The 23,063-nt window shown below is 40.3% G+C and carries 22 protein-coding genes and 1 pseudogene; 6 read left to right on the top strand and 17 right to left on the bottom strand.

Going from position 1 to position 23,063, the window contains the following annotated elements:
* Positions 1-62 precede the first annotated feature (62 nt).
* Positions 63-278 (bottom strand): WYL domain-containing protein, encoded by a 216-nt coding sequence (locus tag ACE1TH_RS12045; protein WP_255224523.1) that lies wholly within the window; start codon positions 276-278, stop codon positions 63-65.
* A gap of 196 nt (positions 279-474) precedes the next feature.
* Here ACE1TH_RS12045 and ACE1TH_RS12050 point away from each other — a divergent pair.
* Positions 475-1,172: pseudogene (locus ACE1TH_RS12050) on the top strand (alpha/beta hydrolase).
* A 53-nt stretch (positions 1,173-1,225) separates the two neighbouring features.
* Here ACE1TH_RS12050 and ACE1TH_RS12055 read toward each other — a convergent pair.
* The 8 genes from ACE1TH_RS12055 to ACE1TH_RS12090 form a co-directional block, all read right to left on the bottom strand.
* On the bottom strand, positions 1,226-1,501 hold the full coding sequence (locus ACE1TH_RS12055) for a thiamine-binding protein (RefSeq protein WP_375079120.1): 276 nt from the start codon (positions 1,499-1,501) through the stop codon (positions 1,226-1,228).
* A gap of 80 nt (positions 1,502-1,581) precedes the next feature.
* On the bottom strand, positions 1,582-2,703 hold the full coding sequence (locus ACE1TH_RS12060) for a Ger(x)C family spore germination protein (RefSeq protein WP_099302883.1): 1,122 nt from the start codon (positions 2,701-2,703) through the stop codon (positions 1,582-1,584).
* The gene (locus ACE1TH_RS12065) at positions 2,700-3,788 is read right to left on the bottom strand and encodes a GerAB/ArcD/ProY family transporter (RefSeq protein WP_099302885.1); all 1,089 of its coding nucleotides are present in this window, start codon (positions 3,786-3,788) and stop codon (positions 2,700-2,702) included. The genes ACE1TH_RS12060 and ACE1TH_RS12065 overlap by 4 nt, the downstream gene beginning before the upstream one ends.
* Positions 3,789-3,803: 15 nt before the next feature.
* Positions 3,804-5,234 (bottom strand): spore germination protein, encoded by a 1,431-nt coding sequence (locus tag ACE1TH_RS12070; protein WP_375079121.1) that lies wholly within the window; start codon positions 5,232-5,234, stop codon positions 3,804-3,806.
* A 97-nt stretch (positions 5,235-5,331) separates the two neighbouring features.
* Entirely contained in the window at positions 5,332-7,041 is a 1,710-nt protein-coding gene (locus ACE1TH_RS12075) for a BCCT family transporter (protein ID WP_099302889.1), read from the bottom strand.
* Between the two features lie 80 nt (positions 7,042-7,121).
* Positions 7,122-7,631 carry a YdcF family protein gene (locus ACE1TH_RS12080; RefSeq protein WP_255224521.1) on the bottom strand — a complete coding sequence of 170 codons (510 nt, stop codon included), beginning with the start codon at positions 7,629-7,631 and terminating at the stop codon, positions 7,122-7,124.
* 20 nt (positions 7,632-7,651) lie between these two features.
* Positions 7,652-8,557, bottom strand: a complete 906-nt coding sequence (locus tag ACE1TH_RS12085) for a DMT family transporter (RefSeq protein WP_099302893.1) — start codon at positions 8,555-8,557, stop codon at positions 7,652-7,654.
* A gap of 5 nt (positions 8,558-8,562) precedes the next feature.
* Positions 8,563-9,486: a helix-turn-helix domain-containing protein gene (locus ACE1TH_RS12090; RefSeq protein ID WP_375079122.1), complete on the bottom strand. Its 924-nt coding sequence runs from the start codon at positions 9,484-9,486 to the stop codon at positions 8,563-8,565.
* Positions 9,487-9,586: 100 nt separating this feature from the next.
* Here ACE1TH_RS12090 and ACE1TH_RS12095 point away from each other — a divergent pair, with 100 nt between their 5' ends.
* Positions 9,587-10,501 (top strand): EamA family transporter, encoded by a 915-nt coding sequence (locus ACE1TH_RS12095; RefSeq protein WP_375079123.1) that lies wholly within the window; start codon positions 9,587-9,589, stop codon positions 10,499-10,501.
* A 118-nt stretch (positions 10,502-10,619) separates the two neighbouring features.
* On the opposite strand, the gene ACE1TH_RS12100 is transcribed toward ACE1TH_RS12095, so the two are convergent.
* Genes ACE1TH_RS12100 through ACE1TH_RS12110 form a run of 3 tightly spaced genes read right to left on the bottom strand, consistent with a single transcriptional unit; the run spans position 10,620 to position 13,156 of the window.
* Positions 10,620-11,450 carry an HpcH/HpaI aldolase/citrate lyase family protein gene (locus ACE1TH_RS12100; RefSeq protein WP_375079124.1) on the bottom strand — a complete coding sequence of 277 codons (831 nt, stop codon included), beginning with the start codon at positions 11,448-11,450 and terminating at the stop codon, positions 10,620-10,622.
* Positions 11,450-12,598, bottom strand: coding sequence for a CaiB/BaiF CoA transferase family protein (locus ACE1TH_RS12105; RefSeq protein ID WP_099302901.1), 1,149 nt, complete (start codon positions 12,596-12,598; stop codon positions 11,450-11,452). The genes ACE1TH_RS12100 and ACE1TH_RS12105 overlap by 1 nt, the downstream gene beginning before the upstream one ends.
* A gap of 24 nt (positions 12,599-12,622) precedes the next feature.
* Positions 12,623-13,156, bottom strand: coding sequence for a MaoC family dehydratase (locus ACE1TH_RS12110; protein WP_218014792.1), 534 nt, complete (start codon positions 13,154-13,156; stop codon positions 12,623-12,625).
* Positions 13,157-13,235: 79 nt separating this feature from the next.
* On the opposite strand from ACE1TH_RS12110, the gene ACE1TH_RS12115 reads away from it, so the two are divergent.
* Complete coding sequence (locus ACE1TH_RS12115) at positions 13,236-14,123, top strand: LysR family transcriptional regulator (RefSeq protein WP_255224519.1); 888 nt, start codon at positions 13,236-13,238, stop codon at positions 14,121-14,123.
* Here ACE1TH_RS12115 and ACE1TH_RS12120 read toward each other — a convergent pair.
* From ACE1TH_RS12120 to ACE1TH_RS12135, 4 genes are all read right to left on the bottom strand, one after another.
* Positions 14,117-15,298 (bottom strand): acyl-CoA dehydrogenase family protein, encoded by a 1,182-nt coding sequence (locus tag ACE1TH_RS12120; protein WP_099302905.1) that lies wholly within the window; start codon positions 15,296-15,298, stop codon positions 14,117-14,119. The genes ACE1TH_RS12115 and ACE1TH_RS12120 overlap by 7 nt on opposite strands.
* 73 nt (positions 15,299-15,371) lie before the next feature.
* Positions 15,372-15,932, bottom strand: coding sequence for a Fe-S-containing hydro-lyase (locus tag ACE1TH_RS12125; protein WP_369682425.1), 561 nt, complete (start codon positions 15,930-15,932; stop codon positions 15,372-15,374).
* An 11-nt stretch (positions 15,933-15,943) separates the two neighbouring features.
* The gene (locus ACE1TH_RS12130; RefSeq protein ID WP_099302909.1) at positions 15,944-16,789 is read right to left on the bottom strand and encodes a fumarate hydratase; all 846 of its coding nucleotides are present in this window, start codon (positions 16,787-16,789) and stop codon (positions 15,944-15,946) included.
* Positions 16,790-16,807: 18 nt separating this feature from the next.
* A complete protein-coding gene (locus ACE1TH_RS12135) occupies positions 16,808-18,439 on the bottom strand; it encodes an SLC13 family permease (protein ID WP_099302911.1) in 1,632 nt (543 codons plus the stop codon).
* A 248-nt stretch (positions 18,440-18,687) separates the two neighbouring features.
* Here ACE1TH_RS12135 and ACE1TH_RS12140 point away from each other — a divergent pair, with 248 nt between their 5' ends.
* From ACE1TH_RS12140 to ACE1TH_RS12150, 3 genes are all read left to right on the top strand, one after another.
* Entirely contained in the window at positions 18,688-20,082 is a 1,395-nt protein-coding gene (locus ACE1TH_RS12140; RefSeq protein WP_099302913.1) for an MmgE/PrpD family protein, read from the top strand.
* 413 nt (positions 20,083-20,495) lie between these two features.
* Positions 20,496-20,621: a hypothetical protein gene (locus ACE1TH_RS12145; protein ID WP_255224517.1), complete on the top strand. Its 126-nt coding sequence runs from the start codon at positions 20,496-20,498 to the stop codon at positions 20,619-20,621.
* Positions 20,621-21,232 carry a serine/threonine protein kinase gene (locus ACE1TH_RS12150; protein ID WP_099302915.1) on the top strand — a complete coding sequence of 204 codons (612 nt, stop codon included), beginning with the start codon at positions 20,621-20,623 and terminating at the stop codon, positions 21,230-21,232. The genes ACE1TH_RS12145 and ACE1TH_RS12150 overlap by 1 nt, the downstream gene beginning before the upstream one ends.
* A 46-nt stretch (positions 21,233-21,278) precedes the next feature.
* Here ACE1TH_RS12150 and treC read toward each other — a convergent pair whose 3' ends face one another.
* Complete coding sequence (gene treC, locus ACE1TH_RS12155) at positions 21,279-22,952, bottom strand: alpha,alpha-phosphotrehalase (RefSeq protein WP_375079125.1); 1,674 nt, start codon at positions 22,950-22,952, stop codon at positions 21,279-21,281.
* Positions 22,953-23,063 lie beyond the last annotated feature (111 nt).

Below are 23,063 nucleotides of genomic sequence, written 5' to 3' on the forward strand. Positions count from 1 at the left end.
AGATGCCGCTCCTTTATGGAGTGGCTTTTTTAAGACTGAAAACCATCTATTCTCGGCTTGATCTATGACACAAGATCTTTCATTTGGTTTAATGACAAGATATTGTCATATGTGAATACTCTACGCTGGCGTTTGCTATGACAATAGGCTACAAACCAGCGTTCTTTTAAATACAAGACCGAAATGACTCTCTGTGAAATGACTCCATTCGCATTCATATAAATCATTGTTACACGACCTTTATTTTCTAGCGCTCGTTGTAATACACCCTTTATCATAGCAAGCCCTCCTTTTATTTCTTTTATTATACACGAACGTATATTCGATATCAAGAAAAAACAAGAAAATATGTTCGTGTTCATTAATCAAAATTCCCGCCTCTCACTCTATTTGTACAATTGAATTGAGATCTCCCTTGCACTATGATCATACTAATAACATCTTTGGAAAGGGCTCTTTATTATGAAAAAATGGATGAAACGGATACTTCTTCTACTGTCTTCCATTATCCTTCTATTGATCATCGCTTTTTTTACTTGGACTCAATTCACATACGACCGAACCGACATTCAAGGGATTCAACTATCGGAGCCACTTCCTACAGAAGATGATTGGCTCGTTTACACTGCAGAAGACGCGGAAGTTGGAATCGTTCTTTATCCTGGCGCAAAAGTTGAGCCTGACGCCTATGCTTATGTAGCACAAGAACTTTCAAAACAAAGGATAACAGTAGCTGTTCCTTCTGTGACTCTTAACTTATCCATTTTAGATCGTTCCAAAGCCAATGAAATTATTGATCAAGACCCTGATCTTGATTGGTATATCGGGGTGGGGCTGCTGCTGCGATGTACGCTGACGATCATTTAAACAAGATAAGTGGTCTTATACTATTGGGAGCCTATGCAGCAAGTAATGACGATTTGTATCAATCCTCTTTGCCTGTCCTATCCCTTTTTGGATCTGAAGACGGCTTAAGTACGCCAGAAAAAATTGAAGATACACGCGAAAATCTTCCACCTACCACCGACTATATTGAAATAGAGGGCGGAAATCATGCTTATTTTGGCGTGTACGGTGAACAATCTGGGGATGGCGATGCGGACATAACTGTAGCCGAGCAACAAGAAATGTTGATTGAAGAGGTTGTTTCTTGGATAGACAATCATAATTAAGAAGGATAGAAAAAATCCGCACCTCTTTGACAAATCGGTGCGGATTTTATCTTTTATTTTTTATCTGCAAACGATACGCCATCTTTGCGATAGTGTAGCTTAATGTTTGACAGCAATTCACTTGCTCCTGATTCAATCGCATCTTCTTGTATCGACTTGATGAGCGTCATGACTGAATCAAAATCTCCCTCAATCACTGTTTCTAAAGGACCTACCTCATACTTTAAACCAGACTCCTCTACAAGCTTGAGTGAATGTTGTATCATTCCTCCTGTGTGGTCTTCTTTAAGATTTGGCAAGAGTTGTATTCCTGCGAGTACAGTTGACATGGATTTTCAGCTCCTTATTTGAGTCTAACATCGTCCTTCTATTATATTCCTTAACCGTTCGTTTCTTTTATCAAACCTCTTTAATTCACAATCCCGTGATAAATCACTTCTGTATTTATCGTTACTGTTAACGGCGTTGTGGAATACGCTTCTTCCCAGTTCATACCCTGCCAATCGTCATAATAGAAGGCCCTTATCTGTTTTCCAATTCCATAATAGTCACAGTTGGCTTCTTGAATAATACGGAGTACTTCTTCTGATTCTTTCTGTAACTTGTTGTTTATTTCATCATTCAACTTTGTTACGTGCTCTTCGATGTAAAGCGTATCTCTAGGATATTCAACAACGTTCAAGGTTAACGCCACATCAATATGAGCTTTAAATTGTTTAGAAGCTTCTTTTGTCACGGTAAGTTCTCTATTCTTTTCTTCTACATCAACTGTGACATAGTTATGCACTCGATTCTCTTCGTTATCGGTTACTCTAATATTAAGGCGCTGAGGCTTTAATCGCTCACGATCCATTAACATTAATCGCAAGGTTTGATCTGCGTTCATTTGCCCAGTCATATGATCATTATCAAAGAGCGCCAAGCCTTCTAGCGCGACATTCTCATGATCAATGGTGTGCAATAAAGGTAATACGAAATCTATACCGTTGTCGAAAAGGGCGCTTAGCACATTCTCCATCGAAGCTTTCGGAATCGCATCCACTGCTTCTGAACCTACTAATAAATCCCCTAAGTAATCACTAATCAATGGGGTTTCAGCAGTTTTTACATAAAGCGCTCGTTTGGCATCGCCTTTTACTACAGCAATGCGCGCGTTTGTTGTTGATAAAGGCGATCGATAGTGGACATCAAGTAAAGAGTAAATATTTTCTTCAGCTAATGCTTGGCTTAATAACGTGACGCGGTTTTTAGATGCATAAAGCTCGCCAGATACTTTTCGATCTAAGTTCATGCGACTGTCTCTAGGTGTATTCCCTACGGCAGAAATAATTGCCGGCTCTTGTGAACTTGCTGTTTGAGCTCCACTTTCATTAGGAGCTCCACCAATTGTTACAATCGTTGTCTCAATTAATTCTTCATCGGTCTTATCAAGCGCTTGAGAATAGATAAGGTTAATATCTTTTACCAACCGCTCATCCCAACAGCCAGATAATAAGATTAGTGTAAGTAAAATCAACCCCCATTTCCTCATAATTTCGCCTCCTTTTTCTTCCCAATCGATAAAAGAACCAACACTACCGGGAGCAAAAAAGTTAGATAGGCGCTAGGTTTATTAATATAGGAAACCAACTCACTAAACTCGTTAATTGTTGTTGGCAAAAATTTAATGACTGCTGTGAGCAAAACGAGTACAAGTACAACGAGATGGTACCGAGATGTGCGAAAGAGCCGCATCATTCCAATGGCACCACAATAAATAAAAATTACGTAGGTCGTAATTATGCTTATGGACCAAAATGACAGAAAGATTAAGTCTAATCGCTCAATAATCGTTAGAGAAAACGACTTGATCATGTATAAAAAGGGTTCGGGCAAAAGTTTCATTTCTCCGTGACTAAATGTTAGAAAAGAGGTCATCAAGACAATAACGTAGATGAAGGTGACGCTCCAGTGCGCTGCCGATAAGACTTTAAATTTTTGTTTTGGAGAACCATCAACATGCGGGAGAACAACCGATACAACAATAAATCCATTAATCGCAAACATTGAAGCAAATAAACCTTTTGTAATGCCCGACATATCCGCAACGCCAATAGGTAATAAATGAAGATAGTCCCCATAGATAAAGGCATAACCTGCAACAACTGGAATTGTTAAAACGATTGGAGCGGTCAAGACAAGCATACGGCCAATATTTTTAAGACTCGAAAATAACATCGGTAAACATGCTGCAAGAAAAAGAATCATAAAAATGGATTCTGGTGTTTTGGTCAAAATCCAAATAGCAATAAGCTGAGTAAATCCTTTTAATACAAGACCCGCCAACATGAAAAAATAAACGATTAATAACGCAATAAAAACCTTCCCAATCCATTTCCCAAAGACTTTTTCACAAATCGCAAAGATGGAATCGTGCGGATAACGTTTGTGAAGGAGATAAAGCAAATAAATGACTATTTGAACAATCACACCTGCCAGAAGTAACGATAACCAACCATCTGATTGTGCATAGTGATAAATATGATTAGGTAAAGAGAACACGCCTACGCCAATTTGTGCGTGAACGAAAAACCAAAATAGCTGTGTCCTTCCTAATGTAGATGCTGGTGGCTCCATACACAGAATCCTTTCCTATCTTTTTTGATCTCCATTCAATGGCTTAGTAGAAGACGTAAATGTATGACGCTGAATGAGCCATGTTGGAAATCGGACGATGGCATCTTTTATCCCTTTTCGATTAAACGGTGCGATAGGGGATAAGTAAGGAGTACCAAAAGATTCTAACTTTATTAAGTGCATCAAAATAACAAAAAATGACAGTACGACTCCGATTAATCCGAACGTTGCGGCTGCTAGCATTAAAGGAAATCGAGACAACCTTATAATTGAACCCATCTCTGGACTTGGGATGACAAAGGACGAAATTGCTGTTACTGCCACGACGATAATCATGATATTTGAAACTAAGCCGGCATTCACAACCGCTTCACCGATGACTAACCCTCCAACAATTCCAATGGTTTGACCTATTGGCGCTGGTAACCTCAGACCCGCCTCTCGAATCAGCTCGATCGTAAATTCCATAATTAACGCTTCAATAAGTGGCGGATACGGAATATTTTGAAGCGAACTTTTTACAGATATAATTAATGGCTGAGGGATAACCTCAAAGTGAAACGCAACGAGTGAAATATACAGCGATGGCAGCAATATAGAGATGAAGAGGGCAATCATACGAATAACACGTAAAAAACTTCCTAATACAAAATGAACGTTGTAATCGTCTACTGACTGCATAAAACTAAAAAACGATACTGGCAGGATTAAGGCTGTCGGATTGCCTTCTATAAACAAAACAATCCGCCCCTCCATCAAGTTTCCAACAACCGTATCAGGCCGTTCTGTATAAAGAATTTGTGGGAAAACCGATTTCTTTGACTCTTGTAAAAGCTCATTAAGGGTTCCTGGAGAGCTGATTAAATCCTCATCGATTGCTTTCAATTTATTCTCTATGTTCTTTACAATTGCGGTATCTGCTTTCCCATCTATGTACATCATGGCGACTTCTTTTTTTAACGACTGCCCAACAATTTCAGTATGAATGACTAGCCCTTCTACACGAGCTGTCTTCCGTACCATGCTAATGTTTATCGTTAAATCTTCTATAAATCCCTCATGAGCGCCTCTTAATGCCCGCTCATTAAACGGTTCTTCAATTGCACGCGTTCGTGTTAATGGTGTTTTCAAAGCCAAGAATTGTAATGGATTTGATTCAACTACAACAATTCCGTATCCGATCCAGCAGAACGGGAGACATTCTTCAGCGCTCTTAAATTCCTCAACAGTAAGCGCCGTTATATTTTCTTTTAATGGCACATGTTGGTCTTTCGTTTTCATCATTGAATCAAATAAAGCCCGTTCTAACCACTTCTCATCCACTAACGAATCCAAATAAATCACTAAACCATTTTGTTTTTGATACATAAAAGGTTGGATGACTACATCTTTGGCATTATGCAGTTCTTGAAGAAAAAAGTGCTCTATTTCTGCTAATGTTTGCATACGACGCTCCCTCTCTATAAAGGATAATTTTCACAAAAAAGGACTTGATTATGCGCAATAAAAAAACCACACTCCCATTTGGTCGTGTGGCTTCGAATTAATCGTCTTTTTTCGTTGGTGACTCTCGTTCTTCAGGCGCATCTTCTATGATTGCTTTTTTCACGTCACGCTTTTCTTGCTTTTTGCGTTCAGAGACGTTTCGTTTTTCTTCTTTCTTTTGTTCATTTACTTCTCGTTTTTCTTTACGTTTTTCTTTATTAATTTGTTGTTTTTGAATGCGATATTCTTTTCGTTGTCTTCGCTTCGCACGTGACTGTTCAATCTCTTCTTTTTCCTGGCTTAACGCTTTGATTAAGGAATACGCCATGAGAATCATAATGATTGAGAAAGGCAATGCGGCAATAATCATCGTATTTTGTAATGCTTGTAATCCGCCAGAATAGAGCAACACAATCGCAATTGCAGATAACATGATGCCCCAAGTAAACTTAATTTTTGTACTTGGATTCAATGTTCCATTCGTTGATTGCATCCCAAGCACAAAGGTTGCGGAGTCTCCAGAAGTGATGAAAAAGAATGCAATTAATACAATAGCTAAAACTGACGTAATTAAGCTCAAAGGCATTGCTTCAAGTACACCGAAAAGCATCTGCTCGGTTGCTAAAGGAGCTAAATTTGTTACACCGGACATTTCAAAGTCAATGGCGGTTCCTCCAAGAAAAGCAAACCAAATGAATCCTACTAATGAAGGGACGAGTAAGACACCAATCGTAAACTCTCGGATCGTACGTCCACGAGACACACGAGCGATAAACGTTCCGACATAAGGAGACCACGCCATCCACCATGCCCAATAGAAAATGGTCCAGTCGTTAATCCACGTCCGGTTTTCTTCATTTAATGGTGATATCCGAAAACTCATTTCCGGTAATCGTTGTATGTATCGACCCAATGTATCGGTAAATAAGTTAAGCGAATAAATCGTCGAACCAAACACCATAAAAAACAATAGTAAAACTAACGCTAAAATCATATTAGAATTACTTAAGATCCGTATTCCTTTATTAATACCGGTTGAAGCTGAAATTAAAAAGATAACGGTAATAATTAAGATGATAATAAGTTGAACCCAGAACGTATTCGGTACGCCCCATAAATAAGAGAGACCTCCGTTCATTTGAGCGGCACCAAACCCAAGCGTTGTAGCAATACCTGAAACCGTCGCGACAATCGCAATCACATCAATGACTTTCCCTGTACTCCCTTTTGTATTCATAATAGGAGAAAGAGTAGCGCTAATCATCCCAGGGGCTTCACGACGGAATTTAAAAAACGCAAGACTGATGGCAACCATTGCGTAAATCCCCCAAGCGTGAATGCCCCAATGGAAAAAGACAAACCGCATGGACTCTAATGCTGCTTGATTTGTACCTTCTTCAACTGTAGGAGAACTCAAGGCAAAATGTGAAATTGGTTCAGCTGTCCCCCAGAATAAGAGACCCGTCCCCATTCCAGCACTGAACAATAACGCAAACCAAGTAAGATAGTTGTACTCTGGTTTTTCATCTGGCTTTCCTAATTTAATTTTCCCGTACGGACTAATAATTAAATACAAACATATAAGAACGAAGAGGGTCACAATAATTAAATAATACCATCCTAACGTGGACGATATAGCAGCTTGAATGGATGCCGTTGTTGATTCTAAGAAGGTCGGACTAATAATTCCAATTAAAATAATGACTGCTAAAATCCCTACTGACCAATAAAATACAGGGCCAACCTTCTTTGTTGATTCTTCTCCCATTTATACACCTTCTTCATTAAGATGAGTTAGTTTTCCCGTTTCCTAGTTTCTTTAAACGTGTTTTTATTCGTAAGTATTCTCTAAAACCTTATAATTTGTTTACCATACATTCCAATTTTCTTAATCTCTCGGAACGTCCGTTCAATCCCGAATCGATCAACACAAGGAACAACATAGAACTCAACACCGGGACCAAATACAGCTTGATAAGTAAGCAACACCCTCCTAGAATGTGTTGCTTTGCATACAATAATGGCTTTTTTCACCGAGATGTTTTCTTTATGGACGTAGTCGCGAGAAAAATGTGCATTCTCATACGTATGTTGTGCGTATGGCTCCGTAAGCATACATCCTATTGGAATCTGCAAGGCATCGCCAATCTGCTTTAAATAGTCGCACTCTGTTTGATTCAAACCCGCTTTATATCCACCAGAAATAAGGATATATGGTGTAAACCCACCATGATAAAGAGCAGCTGCTTTCTCCATTAACGGAGGATGGTCAGAACCTGGAATAAACAGTATGTCGGCTTTTTCTACTGTCGATTCAACAAAAACAAAGTCCGTTATATCGGCATACATCTTCTTCATCCCATCTCCTTCTGTTCGCTTCACATTTCCTGCTGAATAGAAGGGCGTTTTTTCTTCCGTTCCACAACCAAAATTGCCGCATACAGCACAAGGACGATTCCAATAACTTGCCAAAAAGACAAGAACTCACCTAAAAACAAGACACCCGTCAATACTGCTACTAGTGGCTCCATCGTTGCTAGTATCGATGCTTTACTTGCTTCCAAGTATTTCAGTCCAAATGTATAGAAGAAATAACCTGCTACAGTGGAAATAAGGGCGAGAAGCAGCGCACTTACAAAGACTTCTGTCTGTTGAAATAAAACCATTTTCTGCGTCGTGTCACTAAAAAGGAGCATGAACACACTTGTATAGAAAAAGACATACGTTGTAATCGTCATGACGGAATACTTTTTTGTAACAGGTTTTGTGAAAATACTATAAAGAGCATAAAAAAATCCTGATAACAAACCAAACACCACGACCTGTAAGGAGATGGCTTGCTCTCCATACGGAAAGAAACCTACAACGAAGCCACAGCCAACGACTGCTAGACCTAGAGCCCCTATTTTTCGGCTCGTGATCGCTTCTTTAAAAAAGATTCTAGACAAAAGCGTCACAAAAATCGGTCCCGTATACAGGAGCGTTACAGCAATTGCTAAACTTGATTGTGAAAATACCTCAAAGTAAAAATAATTAAAAAATGCGATACTAATGACGCCAGCGCTTGCAAAAAATAGATGATCGCGCCAGTCAGTTTTTAATTGCTTTGGGCTCGCCACAAGCATAATGAGAATTAAAATCGCAAACGTAAAGACAGCCCGAATTGTTACAGCATCCCATGGCGTAAACCCAGCTTCGTATAAAGGTGCGATAAATAACCCAATTAATCCCCAACAAGCAGCGCCAACGATTGTTGCGAGATAGACGTGAAAACGTGTATCCACATGGCTCACCACCTTGTCCTACCATTTTTTTCTATTCTATCATGTACAGCTTCTTTTGTTTGCTTCGTCTTCCTCTCTTTCTGGTATTGTTTTGGTGTGAATCCATAAGCCCTTTTAAATTGAGAAATGTAATAACTAACGCTTGAAAACCCGCATATCATTGCAGTCTCTGTTACCGTACTTACGGTTTCCACTAATAAGATTCGACTCTTCTCTAAGCGATAATGATTCATATATTGAAAAGGCGTTTGACCTACATATCGTTTAAACAATCGGATCGTTTCAGCTTTCGTTAGATGAATAAGACGTGCAAGGTCTTCTAACGTTACCGCTGAAGCGTAATTTGTGTGAATAAAAGCAAGAATCTGCTTCACTCTCGCATCATACCAACCCTCTTTGTTTACCGGCACTCCTTCTTGCCTCTGAATAATGAACGATAAACAACGCATGTAGTTGCCCATAATTTCTAATTCATGACCAAACTTCTTTGTTCGGGTAGCATCATAACTTTCTTTTATCGCTTTAAGAATGATCTGGTCGTTCATTAATTTTGGTGAAAAGAGCATAAACATGAAATCATTTCTCGCTAACAGCGTGTCTACATAGGGCTGTAAATGTGCTTGTAGCTTCATTCCTGTATTCCAGCATATAAACGTTGTACTCGGTTGAAGCTCAAAGATTTTATGGACAACCCCAGATTGAATAAATGCACCCTCTCCCTCATTCAATTTTACATCCTGATCTAAGATTTGAACATTCACGCTCCCCGTTATTACGAGCATAAATTGAAATTCTTTGTGCCAATGTAATGGAATATACCCGAGTGTTGTTTCTGATAGTTTCGTCAATTCAAAAGAATGATGCCACTCTCCGTTAACGAAGGGAAATACTTCTTCATTTAATCCATTCAGGACAATCTCTCTCGTCATCCTATTCCCTCACTTTTGTGCTACTTTTTATTGTTAATGATGTATTTTCTTTTTCGTTTACCATATAAAATGGACATATTCTTATAGTATAGGTGATTCAATGACAACGAACAATCAAAGATGGATCGGCATTCTTTTTGTCCTTTTTGGAGCTAGTTTTTGGGGAATTGGCGGGACTGCAGCAGATTATTTATTTCAAACAGCCAACATTGACATGAATTGGTATGTGACCACGCGGCTTATCTGTAGCGGTTTGTTGCTACTTGGCATTCAGCTCTTTTTAAAAGGATGGCAGTCGGTCTTCGCCATTTGGCTGACCTTTTCAAATTGGCTGCCACTATTTGCATTTGCGCTCTTCGGCATGTTGCTTGTGCAATACTCTTATATGGCTTCTATTCATGAGGGAAATGCAGCGGTCGCTACGTTATTGCAATATTTGGCTCCGGTTTATATCATTCTTTGGTTACTTCTAAGACGAAAACAGTCGTTTCAGTGGTTCGATCTTATTGCAATTGGATTAACAATCGTCGGCACGCTCTTGTTATTGACGAATGGCTCATTTTCACAATTAACCGTACCTGGTTCAGCCATTCTATGGGGGATCATCTCGGGACTTTCACTCGCTTTTTATACGCTTTATGCTCGACGATTAACAGCTCGCTACTCTTCCATTGTCGTTGTTGGATGGGCGATGCTTATTGCTGGCGTGACCATGTCATTTATTCACCCCATTTGGGCTGTTGACGTATCAAGCTGGTCGTTCTCTACAAGCATTATTCTTTTTTTCACGATTGTCTTCGGTACAGCAATTGCGTTTTGGTTCATTATTAAGAGTTTAGATTACTTACAAGCAAAAGAAACCACCTTGCTAGGCACATTAGAACCTTTAACAGCCGTTGTCAGTAGCGTGCTTTGGTTAAATCTTACTTTTGGTATTTGGCAGGTAGTCGGAATGGTCTTCATTCTCACACTGGTCGTCTCGTTGTCTTTACAGAAAACTAAACGTGCCGTCTAAATGAATTAGGCAGTACTTCTCGCTCATCTCAACGCAAAGAATCTTTATGAATGACACCAATTCATCCATAAAGATTCTTCTTTGCGCTACATTTCTAACACATATTCCTGCTGATTCCTTACCCGAATAATTGCAGCAACCGCTCTGCTCGCTTTACTACTGGATAATCGACCATTTTTCCATTGACTTGGACCGCAGCTTTTCCTTGTGTTTCACTTTCTTTAAATGCTTCCACAATGGTTTTTGCCTCATCAATTTCCGAAAGGCTAGGAGCAAAGCATTGATTCGCTTGCTCCACTTGGTTAGGGTGAATCAACAGTTTCCCTTGAAAACCAAGTCGCTTCCCGGCTTCTGCTTCATGGGCAAACCCTACTTGGTTCTGAATATCTTGATACACACCGTCGATAGGTGGAGCGAGACTCGCCATTTTTGAGGCAAGCACAATTCTTGAACGTGCATAAAGGAGTTCCGTGCCAGATGGGCTTGGATCAATGTTCAGATCAAGACAATAGTCCAGTGAACCAAAGGCAAGTTTTTCAACATTTCTTGTCGTAGAAATCTGTTCCACATGCCACATTCCCTTTGCTGTTTCAATAATAGGCACAATGGAACGATTATGATCTTTGCCGAGTGTTTCATTCACATACTCGATATCGTCTGAGTGATTGGCTTTTGGAAGGAGCACATGAATACCCGAGAGAGAGCTAATTGTCTTCAAATCTTCCTCAAAAGCACCCGAGCCCCTTTCATTTATCCGGATATAAATCTTTTTTTCATCATGTTGATTTTCATTTAAAAATACAGCCAGTCGCTCTCTTGCTTCTTCTTTATGCGTGAAAGCGATCGAATCCTCTAAATCATAAATGACTTGATCTGCATTGGATTGTAAGCCTTTTTGCAACATCTTTGTTGAACTTGCTGGTACAAATAGCATCGAACGACTCTTCATCACGACCTCCCAACTGGAGCAGAAAATTCTTTTCGAATGGCTTCAGTATGCTCTCCTACAGCTGGGATTGGATTCATCACTACATCGAATAGCGGCGTTGTCACTGGTGGGATCAATGTTGGCACCCGACCATTTGGTGAATCCACTTCACGCCAGCGGTTTCTTTCTTTAAGCTGTGGATGTTCCCGAAATTCGCTCATCGTATTGAGTCTTGCATTGGCAATTTTTTGTTCATCTAGACGCTTGATCACCGCTTTCGACGATAACGTCGACAGCTTCTGATCAATAATTTGCGCTAATTTATCTTTATCTTCGTTTCGCTTTGCATTCGTCTGATAACGAGGATTATTCGCTAACACTTCGTCTTCAAGAACATGCAAACAAAAACGCTCCCACTCGCGATCATTTTGAATACCTAAAAAGACGGTTTGATCTGCGGTTTGAAAGGGTCCATATGGAAAAATCGTCGCATGACTCGCCCCGGTTCGCTGCAACTGGCCGTTGCCAATCCCCTCATAATAAAGCGGATAGTTCATCCATTCTCCTAGCGCTTCGAGCATGGAAATTTCAAGATGCGTACCTTCTCCTGTTTTCCCTCGAGCAAGCAAAGCCGTTAATACGCCACTATACGTATACATACCAGCAGCAATATCGGCAATTGAAATCCCTGTTTTTGACGGTGTTTCTTCGGTACCTGTTACCGAAACCGCTCCTGCTTCACATTGAATTAACAAATCATACGCTTTTTTGTCTCGATAGGAACCGTTTTCGCCGTATCCAGAGATCGATACTGTAATCAATTTAGGATTTCGTTCCCTAACAACTTCAGTTCCTAGTCCTAACCGATCAATTGCGCCAGGAGCTAAATTTTGAATAAACACATCTGCATCTTTTAAAATATCGAGCAATAGTGCTTTGCTTTCTTCTTCTTTAAGATCAATGGCTAATGACTCTTTTGAGCGGTTTAACCATGTAAAATGACTGGATAACCCATTAACGGTTTCATCATAATCTCTTGCAAAATCCCCTCGGCCTGGTCGCTCAACTTTAATGACTCGGGCTCCTAAATCCGCAAGTTGACGAGAAGCAAAAGGAGCGGCAACAGCTTGTTCAATTGATACAACCGTTATTCCTTCTAGTGGAAGCATTGGTCTTCCTCCTAACAATCTTTATTATGAAGATGATTGATCTAATGCTTTTTGCAACAGTTCGTTTGTATCTTTCGGCGCATGGTCTTCTTTATACACCATCATTGTTCGTTTAAATGTGATGACCGGAACACCATCTTGGTTGTACCCGACTGTTTTGATTTTGACGATGCCTACCTCAGGGCGTGACTTTGACTCACGCTTTTCAAGTACCTCACTATAGGAATAGATTGTATCTCCTTCAAAAACAGGATTAGGCAAACGTATTTCATCCCATCCAAGGTTAGCCATCACATTTTGCGAGACATCGGTAACCGATTGACCTGTCACAAGGGCAACGGTAAACGTCGAATCAACAAGCGTTTTCTTAAATTCCGTTTTGCTTGCATAAACATTATCAAAGTGAATGGGATTTGTATTTTGCGTTAATAACGTAAACCACTGATTATCTGTTTGTGTCACGGTTTTCCCTAGTGGGTGAGCGTACACGTCACCTATTTCAAAATCACCATAGAATCGACCATTCCAACCTTTTTTAATTGTTTTTTCATTTATCAATTTACACACGCTCCTTGAACTCTTATCAATAAACCGCTATTCTCTGTATAGAAGATTCAGTGAATAGGAGATTGTTACGATGGATATGTCTCAATTACAAAATTTTATCGTTGTTGCCGAAGAAGAAAATATGACGAAAGCTGCAGACTTACTTTTACTCTCTCAACCTGCTTTAAGTCGCTCGATTCTGACACTAGAAAAGGAACTTGGCGTCCCCTTGTTTGATCGAAAGAACCGTAAAATCGTCTTAAACCGCTACGGGAGAGCCTTTCTCCTCAATGCAAAACAGATGATGCAATACTGGAATCATGCAAAGTTAAACTTAAAAGAGCTTGTCGATCCTACAATGGGCAGCATTTCAATTGCCTTTGTACATAGTCTCGGAATCTCCTATATGCCTAGCATGATTAAAGCATTTAAACAGGTAAATCCAGACTATTCCTTGTCATTGCAAGAAGGGAAAGCGCCTACAATTATTAAAGATTTATTAACCAACACTGTTGATTTCGGCTTCGGAACACAATATAAAACGTTTCCTGAGCTTGAATATACAACGTTGTTTACTGATCAAATTGTTCTAGTTGCGTCGGAAAACCATCCGTTTGTGAGACGAAATAAACCGATTACCTTGGATGAATTAGAAGCAGAACCGTTTATATCCTACACACCAGGAACCGAGTTAAAGAAATTGCTTGATTCTACCTTCTCGTCTCAAAACCGAACCCTTCATACGGTTTACGAAGGTCTAGAAATTAACAGCATCGTTGGCCTTGTGAAAGAAAATGAAGGCGTTGCATTTATTGCGGATTCGATCGTCTCCTCCATAAACGGCATTCAGAAAGTGGAGGTCGAAGGATTAACGATTGAGCGTCCTATCTATCTCATTCATAAAAAACAAGGATACCTCTCGAAAGCCGCGTTAACGTTTAAAGAGTTTATGCTTTCGCACCATGCTGTTCATCAATAAGACCGCGGCATCTTTAACACATGCTGTCCAATGTATGAAAGAATCATATTGTTATTGACTGGCGCGACTTGATACATTCTTGTCTCCCGAAATTTTCGTTCAATATCATAATCTTTTACGAAACCGTTTCCACCAAACGTATCAATACACGCATTTCCAGCAGCCCAGCTTGCTTCACTCGAAAGGTATTTTGCGGTGTTCGCAAGCTCTCCGCATGGCTGATTTGAATCGAATTGCGCACACGCTTGATTTCGCATTAGATCCGCAGCCCTTACCTCTGCATAAGCCTTCGCAATTGGAAACTGCACCCCTTGATTGGAGCCAATCTTCTTATTAAACACTTCTCGTTCACTTGCATATGTGACAGCTTGATCGATAAAGAAATAGCCATCGCCAATCGCCTCTGATGCGAGCAAAATTCGCTCTGCATTCATACCGTCAAGGACGTATTTAAACCCTTTCCCCTCTTCTCCAATTAGCGCTTCATGAGGGATATGCATATCTTTGTACCAAACTTTATTTGTTGCATAGTTAAACATTGTCTCGACTTGTTCAATCATGAGTGAATCTGGCTGTTCTTTTCGAATCTCTCTAAGATCAATTAAAAATAAACTAATTCCGTCTGTCTTCTTTTTTACTTGATCAAGTGGCGTGGTACGTGCCAATAACATGAGTAAGTCTGATTGAAGAATCCGACTGGTCCAGTTTTTGTGACCGTTAATGACATACCCTGAATCGGTCTTTTTCGCTTCAGTTTGAATCGCTGTTGTATTCGATCCTGCTTCTGGTTCTGTAATTGAAAAAGATTGAAAGCGGATGGTGCCGTCCGCAATTTTAGGTAAATACGTTTGTTTTTGACTGTCATTTCCGTGCTTTAGCAGCGCACCCATCGTATACATTTGTGCGTGACAACCAGCTGCATGACCACCAGCTCGGTGAATTTCTTCTAAAATGATGCTTGCTTCAGTCATCCCAAGTCCACCTCCACCGTACTCTTTTGGAATGAGGACAGATAAATAACCTAATCGCGTCATTTCATTTACAAATTCATATGGGTATTCTCTTTTCCGATCTAATTCGCGCCAGTAGCTATTTGAATAATTTGAACAAAATGATCGAACATCTTCTCGTAATTGTTGTTTCACTTCTTCTTGTTTATCAATTAATTGGGTCATGGCTAACGCCTCCTTATAATCATTTTACGTGTCAGATAATTGTGTAAGCAATCGGATTTATGCATTGGATCTATTACATTTTTGCATGGTTATCTTTAATCTGTTGATACCAATCATTTCCCTCCGAATCATTAATCACGATTACCGGAAAATCTTTAACTTTTACACTATGAATCGCTTCTGGTCCTAAATCTACGTAAGCGACTGGTTCCATTTCCAAAATAGACTTAGCGAGTAATGCCCCGGCACCACCTGTTGCCGCAAAATAAATAGCGTTATGCTTCTTTATCGCCTGTACAACACCGTCGCTTCGATGGCCTTTGCCAATCATCCCTCTTAAACCTTGTTCTAACAATAAGGGCGTATAATCATCCATTCTTTCGCTTGTTGTTGGACCCGCCGTTCCCACTGGATACCCCGGCTTCGCAGGCGTAGGACCAACATAGTAGAGCGTCTGCCCTTCAATTGAGATTGGTAATGATCCTCCAGCTTTTAACGCCTCGGCCATCTTTTTATGCGCGGCATCTCGAGCCGTGAACATGACGCCAGTTAACAAAACACGATCTCCTGCTCTTAACTTTCGTTGATTCTCTGTTGAGAGAGGCAAAGATATATTGATTGGTGCGCTCATCATTCTCCTCCTCTTTAAAATAAAAGTGTTCGATGTCTGACTGCGTGACAATTGAGATTGACGGCAACAGGAAGCGCAGCAATATGACAGGCTTCTAACTCAATGTTCACGTCAATGGCGGTCGTTTTTCCGCCTAACCCTTGTGGACCAATGCCAAGTTCGTTTATTTCATTTATAAGTGCTTCTTCAAGTTGCGCTGTTTGATGATCCTGACTTCGTTCTCCTATCGATCGAAATAATGATTTTTTTGCTAATACCGCACATTTTTCAAAATTCCCTCCAATGCCAACGCCTACAATGATAGGTGGACAAGCGTTTGGACCGGCTGCTTTAACCGTTTCTAAAACAAATGCTTTTACCCCTTCTACACCAGCAGATGGCGTAAGCATTCGTAGTTGACTCATATTTTCAGCTCCGCCTCCTTTTGCGGTTAATTGAATGCGCAGCTGATCTCCAGGAACATGTTCAAAATGGATGATGGCAGGGGTATTCATTTCGTTATTCTTTTTTCTCGTTAGCGGGTGCGCGACGATCGAATGACGCAAATAGCCTTCTTCATATCCTTCCCGAACACCTTGATTAATGGCATGATTGACATTTCCACCGACCACGGTACAATTTTCCCCCATCTCAACAAAACAGACGACCGTCCCCGTATCCTGACACATTGGAAGACGTTCTGCTTTTGCAATCGCAGCGTTATCCAACAATTGCTTCAGTACATCTCCTGCTACTGGTGAATCTTCACTCTCTTTTGCTGTTTGTAAAGCATCGACCATATCCTCTTCTAATTCGTAATTGGCATTTTGACAAGCCTCTCGAACGACTTCAACTATTTTTTCGTAATCAATTTTACGCATTTGTCTCACTCCTACAAATTAGTGATCAAAGTGATGCAAATCAATATCCCAAACGACTGGCATAACGTACATTGTCCCTAGTACAATGACGATTAATGAAAACACATTCATTGCAAAACCGACTTTAATCATGTCGCCAATTTTCAATTTTCCCGTTCCAAATATAATGGCATTCGGTGGTGTCGCAACAGGCAACATGAATGAGGCATTTGCTGCAAATACACATGAAATCATTAAAGCAAATGGATGTAAATCAAGTGCGATCGCTACGGCTGCCATAACAGGTAAAAGGATTGTAGCCGTTGCCGTATTGGATGTAAACTCTGTTAAAATTAAAACAACCGTGGTGGAAACTGCAATAATAACTAGCAAATGCATACCTTCAAGCATCGTTAGATTCGAGCCAATCCATTCAGATAAGCCAGTTTCCTTAAAGCCAGCCGCGATTGCCAGACCACCACCGAATAATAAAAGCACGCCCCAAGGAATATTTTTTGAATCATCCCAGTTCAGTAAACGACCGCGCATTTTGGCAGCTGGTAAAAGAAAGAGAAGGACTGCTGCGATCACTGCGATCATACCATCGGTTAAATTTGGCAGAAATGAATTCCAAATGAAGCCACGGGTTATCCACATAAATGCGGTGAAAAGAAAGATTACTAAGACCCATTTTTCTTCATAACTCGTCTTTCCAAGCTTTTGGCGTTCTGACACCATCATTTCTTGCCCGCCAGGTAATTGCTTCATCTTTAATCGAAAAGCAAAATAACATAGATAAACCCACGTTGCACCAAGAATAAGGATGACAACAGGTACAGCAAATAACATCCACACACCAAAACCAATATCCAAGTCAAAGAAATTTCGTAACTGCGCGATTAAAATAATGTTAGGTGGGTTTCCTACAATCGTCGCCATTCCACCAACTGTTCCCGCATACCCAATCGCAAACAATAATGCTTTTTCAAATTTCGGGAAATCCTCTTGATGAGATGGTTCAGTTTTGGTTTGCTTGACTGCACTAAGAAGCGCCATCCCCATCGGCACCATCATCATGACGGTTGCGGTAGCAGAGATCCACATTGATAAAAGTGCAGTCGCCAGCATAAAGCCAAAGATTAATTGCTTTGTCTTTGTTCCCATTACGCTAAGAATGATTAAAGCGAGTCGACGGTGCAAATTCCATTTTTCTAGCGCTACTGCAATAAAAAAGCCACCCATAAAGAGAAAAATAATGTCGTCTCCGTATGCTGATGTAACCGTTGCAGTTGGAAGTGCGCCTGTTAACGGCATTAAGATGATGGGCAAAAGAGCCGCCACCGGAAATGGAACTGGTTCGGTTACCCACCACGATGCTACCCAAGCGGTTACGGCTAGTGCCGCTTTTGCTTCAAACGATAAGCCATCCGGTTGAAAAAAAAGCAAAATGGCGATAAACAAAGCTGGTCCGAGAAATAAACCCATCCACTTGCCTTTCGTATATGCTGGTGGACCTTCAGGTTGTGGAGGTCCTTCTTCTTCCGCGGTATGTTCTTGCGTCCTCTTTTCACTTACCGCCTTTAAAGGCTGCGCAAATAAATAGAAATACCTTTTTATTGAACGATGAGATTGCCACATTTGGCTCCAAAACGTTTCAAGCACTGTCCTCACTGTATAACCCCCTTATTGAAAGCGTTTTCTTATTTATTCAAAAAAATTTCGTCCTCTTGATCTTTTGAATTGGGATTAGTATAGCCGACTAAATTATCTGAAAACAATCACAATTATGCATAGGTTTCATACCTTTTTTGCATTCGAAAGATTGATTCGTTTTTTGCATAAAAATGATGCATAAAAGAGATTGTTCCATAAAAATAAAGCGCTTACAATAATGGGTAAACGCTTAGAGGGGGAACATAATGAGTGAAACAAGAACACTAACAAATTTTTGTTATGAGATCACGTATCAAAATTTACCGTCTGAGGTTCTGTTAATGACGAAGAGGTTGCTTATTGATTGTGTCGGAGTAACATTAAAAGGCATGCAGGAACCAGCCAGTCTCTCTATGTTGACCACCGCTCAAGCTCTTGCCACCACCGGTTCCTCTACGGTTATCGGTAAACGAGACTCCCTACCTAGCCATTATGCCGCTCTCGTCAATGGTACTGCTGCTCATAGTATTGAGCTCGACGATGTGACGAGTGAATCCTCTCTTCACCCTGGTGTAGTAATGGTTCCGACCGCTTTAGCTATTGCAGAAGAGTTTCAATCCTCACCTGAAGAACTCCTCGCAGCCATGGTTGCTGGTTATGAAATGATGATGCGCGTTGGCGATGCCTTAACAAATCCTTCGGGAAATTACGACAGTGGCTTTCATCCAACTGGAATTTGCGGAGTATTCGGAGCAACTATTACGGCAGGAAAACTGATGAAATTAACAAAAGAAGAGCTCCTTCATGCCATTGGTATTGCTGGAAGTATGGCTTCAGGGTCAATGGAATATGTCACAGATGGCGCATGGACTAAGAAATTTCACGCAGGCTGGTCGGCACATAATGGCATTATTGCAGCAAAAATGGCTCAATCCGGTTTTGAAGGGCCGACGACCATTTTCGAAGGGAAATTTGGCTTTTTTCAAGCATATGCCTCGGTTTATCACCCAGAAAAACTTACCGAAGATTTCGCATCTCCATATAAAATCATGCAAACCAATATTAAACTGCATGCTTGCTGTCGGTATATGCATGCACAAATGGATGCTGCGCTACACATACGAGAAGCACATTTGTTTGAAATAAACGACATTTGTCGTATTGATGTGACCGTCTTAACAGCTGGTGAAGCTTTAGTAGCTTCACCGATTGAAAAAAAACGAGCCCCTCAAAATCGAGTTGATGCTCAGTTTAGTTTGCCATACGGCATAGCAGCAGCATTCGTATTTGGACACACCGGCTATAATCAGTTTGAAAAACAACACACTCAACGTTCTGATATCCAATCACTTATGCAAAAAATTCACGTAACCGTCGACCCTGAGCTGGATCAACGTTATCCAACTAACTGGCCTGCTAAGCTACAAATCACGCTAGCGGACGACACGTGTTTATCTCAAGAAATCGAACATCCAGTAGGAGGTTGGCCGTCATCACTTCCGACAAACGAGCAAATCACTTCGAAGTTTACAGAGTTGACGAGCGACCTGTATGCGGAAGAAACTATAAACCAATTTACTTCTGATGCCTTTCAGTTTGAACGACTAACGTCCATTCAACAATTGCTTACTCATCTTAGAACTTCCCAGACTGTCTACTAGATTCCCCTTTATCATAAGAGACATTAACAAGTGTTCCTTATGATTTTAACGCTCTATACCTTTTCTTTGATCTACAAGATTATCATTTGCCTCTCAATCGCATCGCAGATAAGTCAAATGTAAAAGTTTTATTAAGAATTTATGAGTGAATACGGAGCGGTGCTTGATAATTGCTGTGAACCCGTGGGAAGTTGTGGGAACTGTTGCTGAATCAGCTTCTTACCACTATACTGAACAAAACATCGAAAACGTAATCCCAAAGGGGAGTAGCATAAAAGTAGCTGTCGTCATTACAGGAGAAATCCTCGGCACTACTGGCAACGAAGTTTGTTGCTTGCGAGACCTTTGTCCATTCATGGTGGGCAAAGGTCTTTTTTCTATCCTTTGCCGCCACTATTAAAGGAGCATGTCATATGAGTAAACTTATGAAACTTCTTAAGTCACAAGCGGTTCGCCAAGGGGTAAAACAAGCACAAAAACACGTTGTTCCACTTGTAAAGAAAGAACTCGCAAAACGAAAAGGACCGAAGAAAGGATAATGCCTTGTCTTGCACCTGCGTATGAGTGGTACGCTCATTCTGTAGCGTTTGAACAGATAAAATCCGGCTATCAAGTGATAACCGCTCATCCAGACTTAACCATTTGTGGCGTTGGTAGAAGTGCAATGGCGTTCAAAATTAAACATGAACCTCGTGTCATTAAAGTGTTTTACCCACCCTATGAAACGGTAGCCAAGAACGAGCAACAGAACTACACAAAAATAAAAGACGATCATCGTTACCCAACACTCTATGAAAGTGGTTCCAATTATTTAGTCATTGATTACATTGAAGGAAGAACATTTTTTCAATGTTTACAAGAAGGCATCTCCATTTTGCCAGAGTATGTTGATCAAGTTGATGAAGCCCTATCCCATGCTAGAAAAAAAGGACTAAATCCTTCCGATATTCACCTTCATAACTTGCTCGTGACGAAGGCAGGAAATGTTCGTATTATTGATATCGCCCGTTTTTCTCAAAAGAAAACATGTTATCAATGGGACGACTTAAAGGCCGGCTACTACAAACACTATCACAAACCTTATTTCCCTCCTAAAGTACCAAAGTGGCTCATGAATCTTGTCGCAAATCTCTATCATCGTTTTCATTGAGAACAAAAGCCAACCGAGAACGGTTGGCTTTTTATCATATTCCACTTTACTCAGTCGTAATATGCCACATATACGAAGCATATGGCGGTACTTTTATCGTTTGAGCGAACATGTTATCCGATTCAGTGGAAATAAGCGTTCTGCTTTGTTTTACACTTGAAACATCGACCGGTAACTCAAACTCCACTTGTTTCGCTGAGAAGTTCGACACAACCACAATCGATTCATGCTCACCTTCTCGCATGTAAGCAAATAGCTCAGGGTGTTGTTCATCAAGTCGCTTGAATGTTCCGCTCGTTAACAATTCTTCTTCTTTTCTTAGATGAATCAGCTTCTTGTAGTAATTGAAAACGGAATCCTCATCGTTTACTTGATCTTCTACATTTATCTCTGGATACCGCTCATCAACTTTTATCCACGGTTCACCTTCTGTAAAACCAGCGTGGTTTGACTGATTCCACTGCATTGGTACTCGACCGTTATCTCTGGAACGTTCTTGAATAATCTTCAGAGCTTCTTCTTTCGATTTGCCATTTTGCTGCATAATCTCAAACATGTTAAGCGACTCAATATCTTTTAGTTCGGAAATGTCATTCCAAACTGGATTTGGCATACCAATCTCTTCACCTTGATAGACGTAAGGGGTTCCTTGTAACCCGTGTAACGTTGTGGCGAGCATTTTTGCACTTTTTTCACGATATACCCCATCATCTGCAAAACGGGAGATTGCCCGCGGTTGATCGTGATTATTTAAAAATAATGCATTCCAACCACTGTTTTGATTCATTCCAATTTGCCACTCTGTCCATAACCGTTTTAGCTCTTCAAAATCGTATGGCTTGAGGGACCATTTATCTCCATTCGGATAATCTACTTTCAAATGATGAAAATTAAACGTCATCGATAGTTCTTTTTCATCAGGGTTCGAATAACGAATGCAATGCTCAAGTGTAGTAGAAGACATCTCTCCTACTGTTACGAGATTGTATGGACCAAACACTTTTGCATAAAGCTCTTTAAGATACTCGTGTACTCTCGGGCCATCGGTATAGAAGATTCGGCCGTCCCCTTTTTCATCGTTCGGGAAATTTTGATCTTTTGATATCAGATTAATGACATCTAGTCGTAAACCGGTCACACCTTTATCTGCCCAAAATTTCACAACGTCCGCTAATTCTTCTCGCACCTCTGGGTTTTCCCAATTGAGATCAGCTTGTGTTTTATCAAACAACGTTAAATAATATTGACCTGAGTTCTCATCGTACTGCCATGCCGGTCCACCAAACTTTGATTGCCAGTTATTCGGCACACCTCCATCGTCTGCAGGGTCTCTCCAAATATAATAATCTCTATACGAATTATCTTTTGATTGAATAGCCTCTTGGAACCATTTATGCTCCGTAGATGAATGATTAATCACAATATCAATCATGAGGTGCATGTCGCGTGCTTTCAATTCAGTAATCAGTTGGTCAATATCTTCCATTGTTCCATAATCGGGATTTACACTTTTGTAATCAGCCACATCATAACCATTATCTCTTTGTGGCGATTTATAAAATGGCTGTAGCCAAATAATATCAATGCCTAAGTCCTTTAAATAATCAAGCTTTTGTATGACGCCTTGTATATCACCTAACCCTGAACCAGTTGTATCGTTAAAGCTTTTTGGATATATTTGATAAACCGTTGATTTGTTCCACCAATTTGTTGGAGCCATTTTTATTCCTCCTACACGACTTGTATATACAAGTATAATAACATATCTACATGGAGAGAGCAAAAAAATGGATGTAGCCTATTTGAAACCATATTTCAGATAACAACATCA

Origin of the sequence: Shouchella sp. JSM 1781072 (assembly GCF_041949915.1) — a bacterium.
Classification (GTDB): Bacteria; Bacillota; Bacilli; order Bacillales; family Bacillaceae_D; genus Shouchella.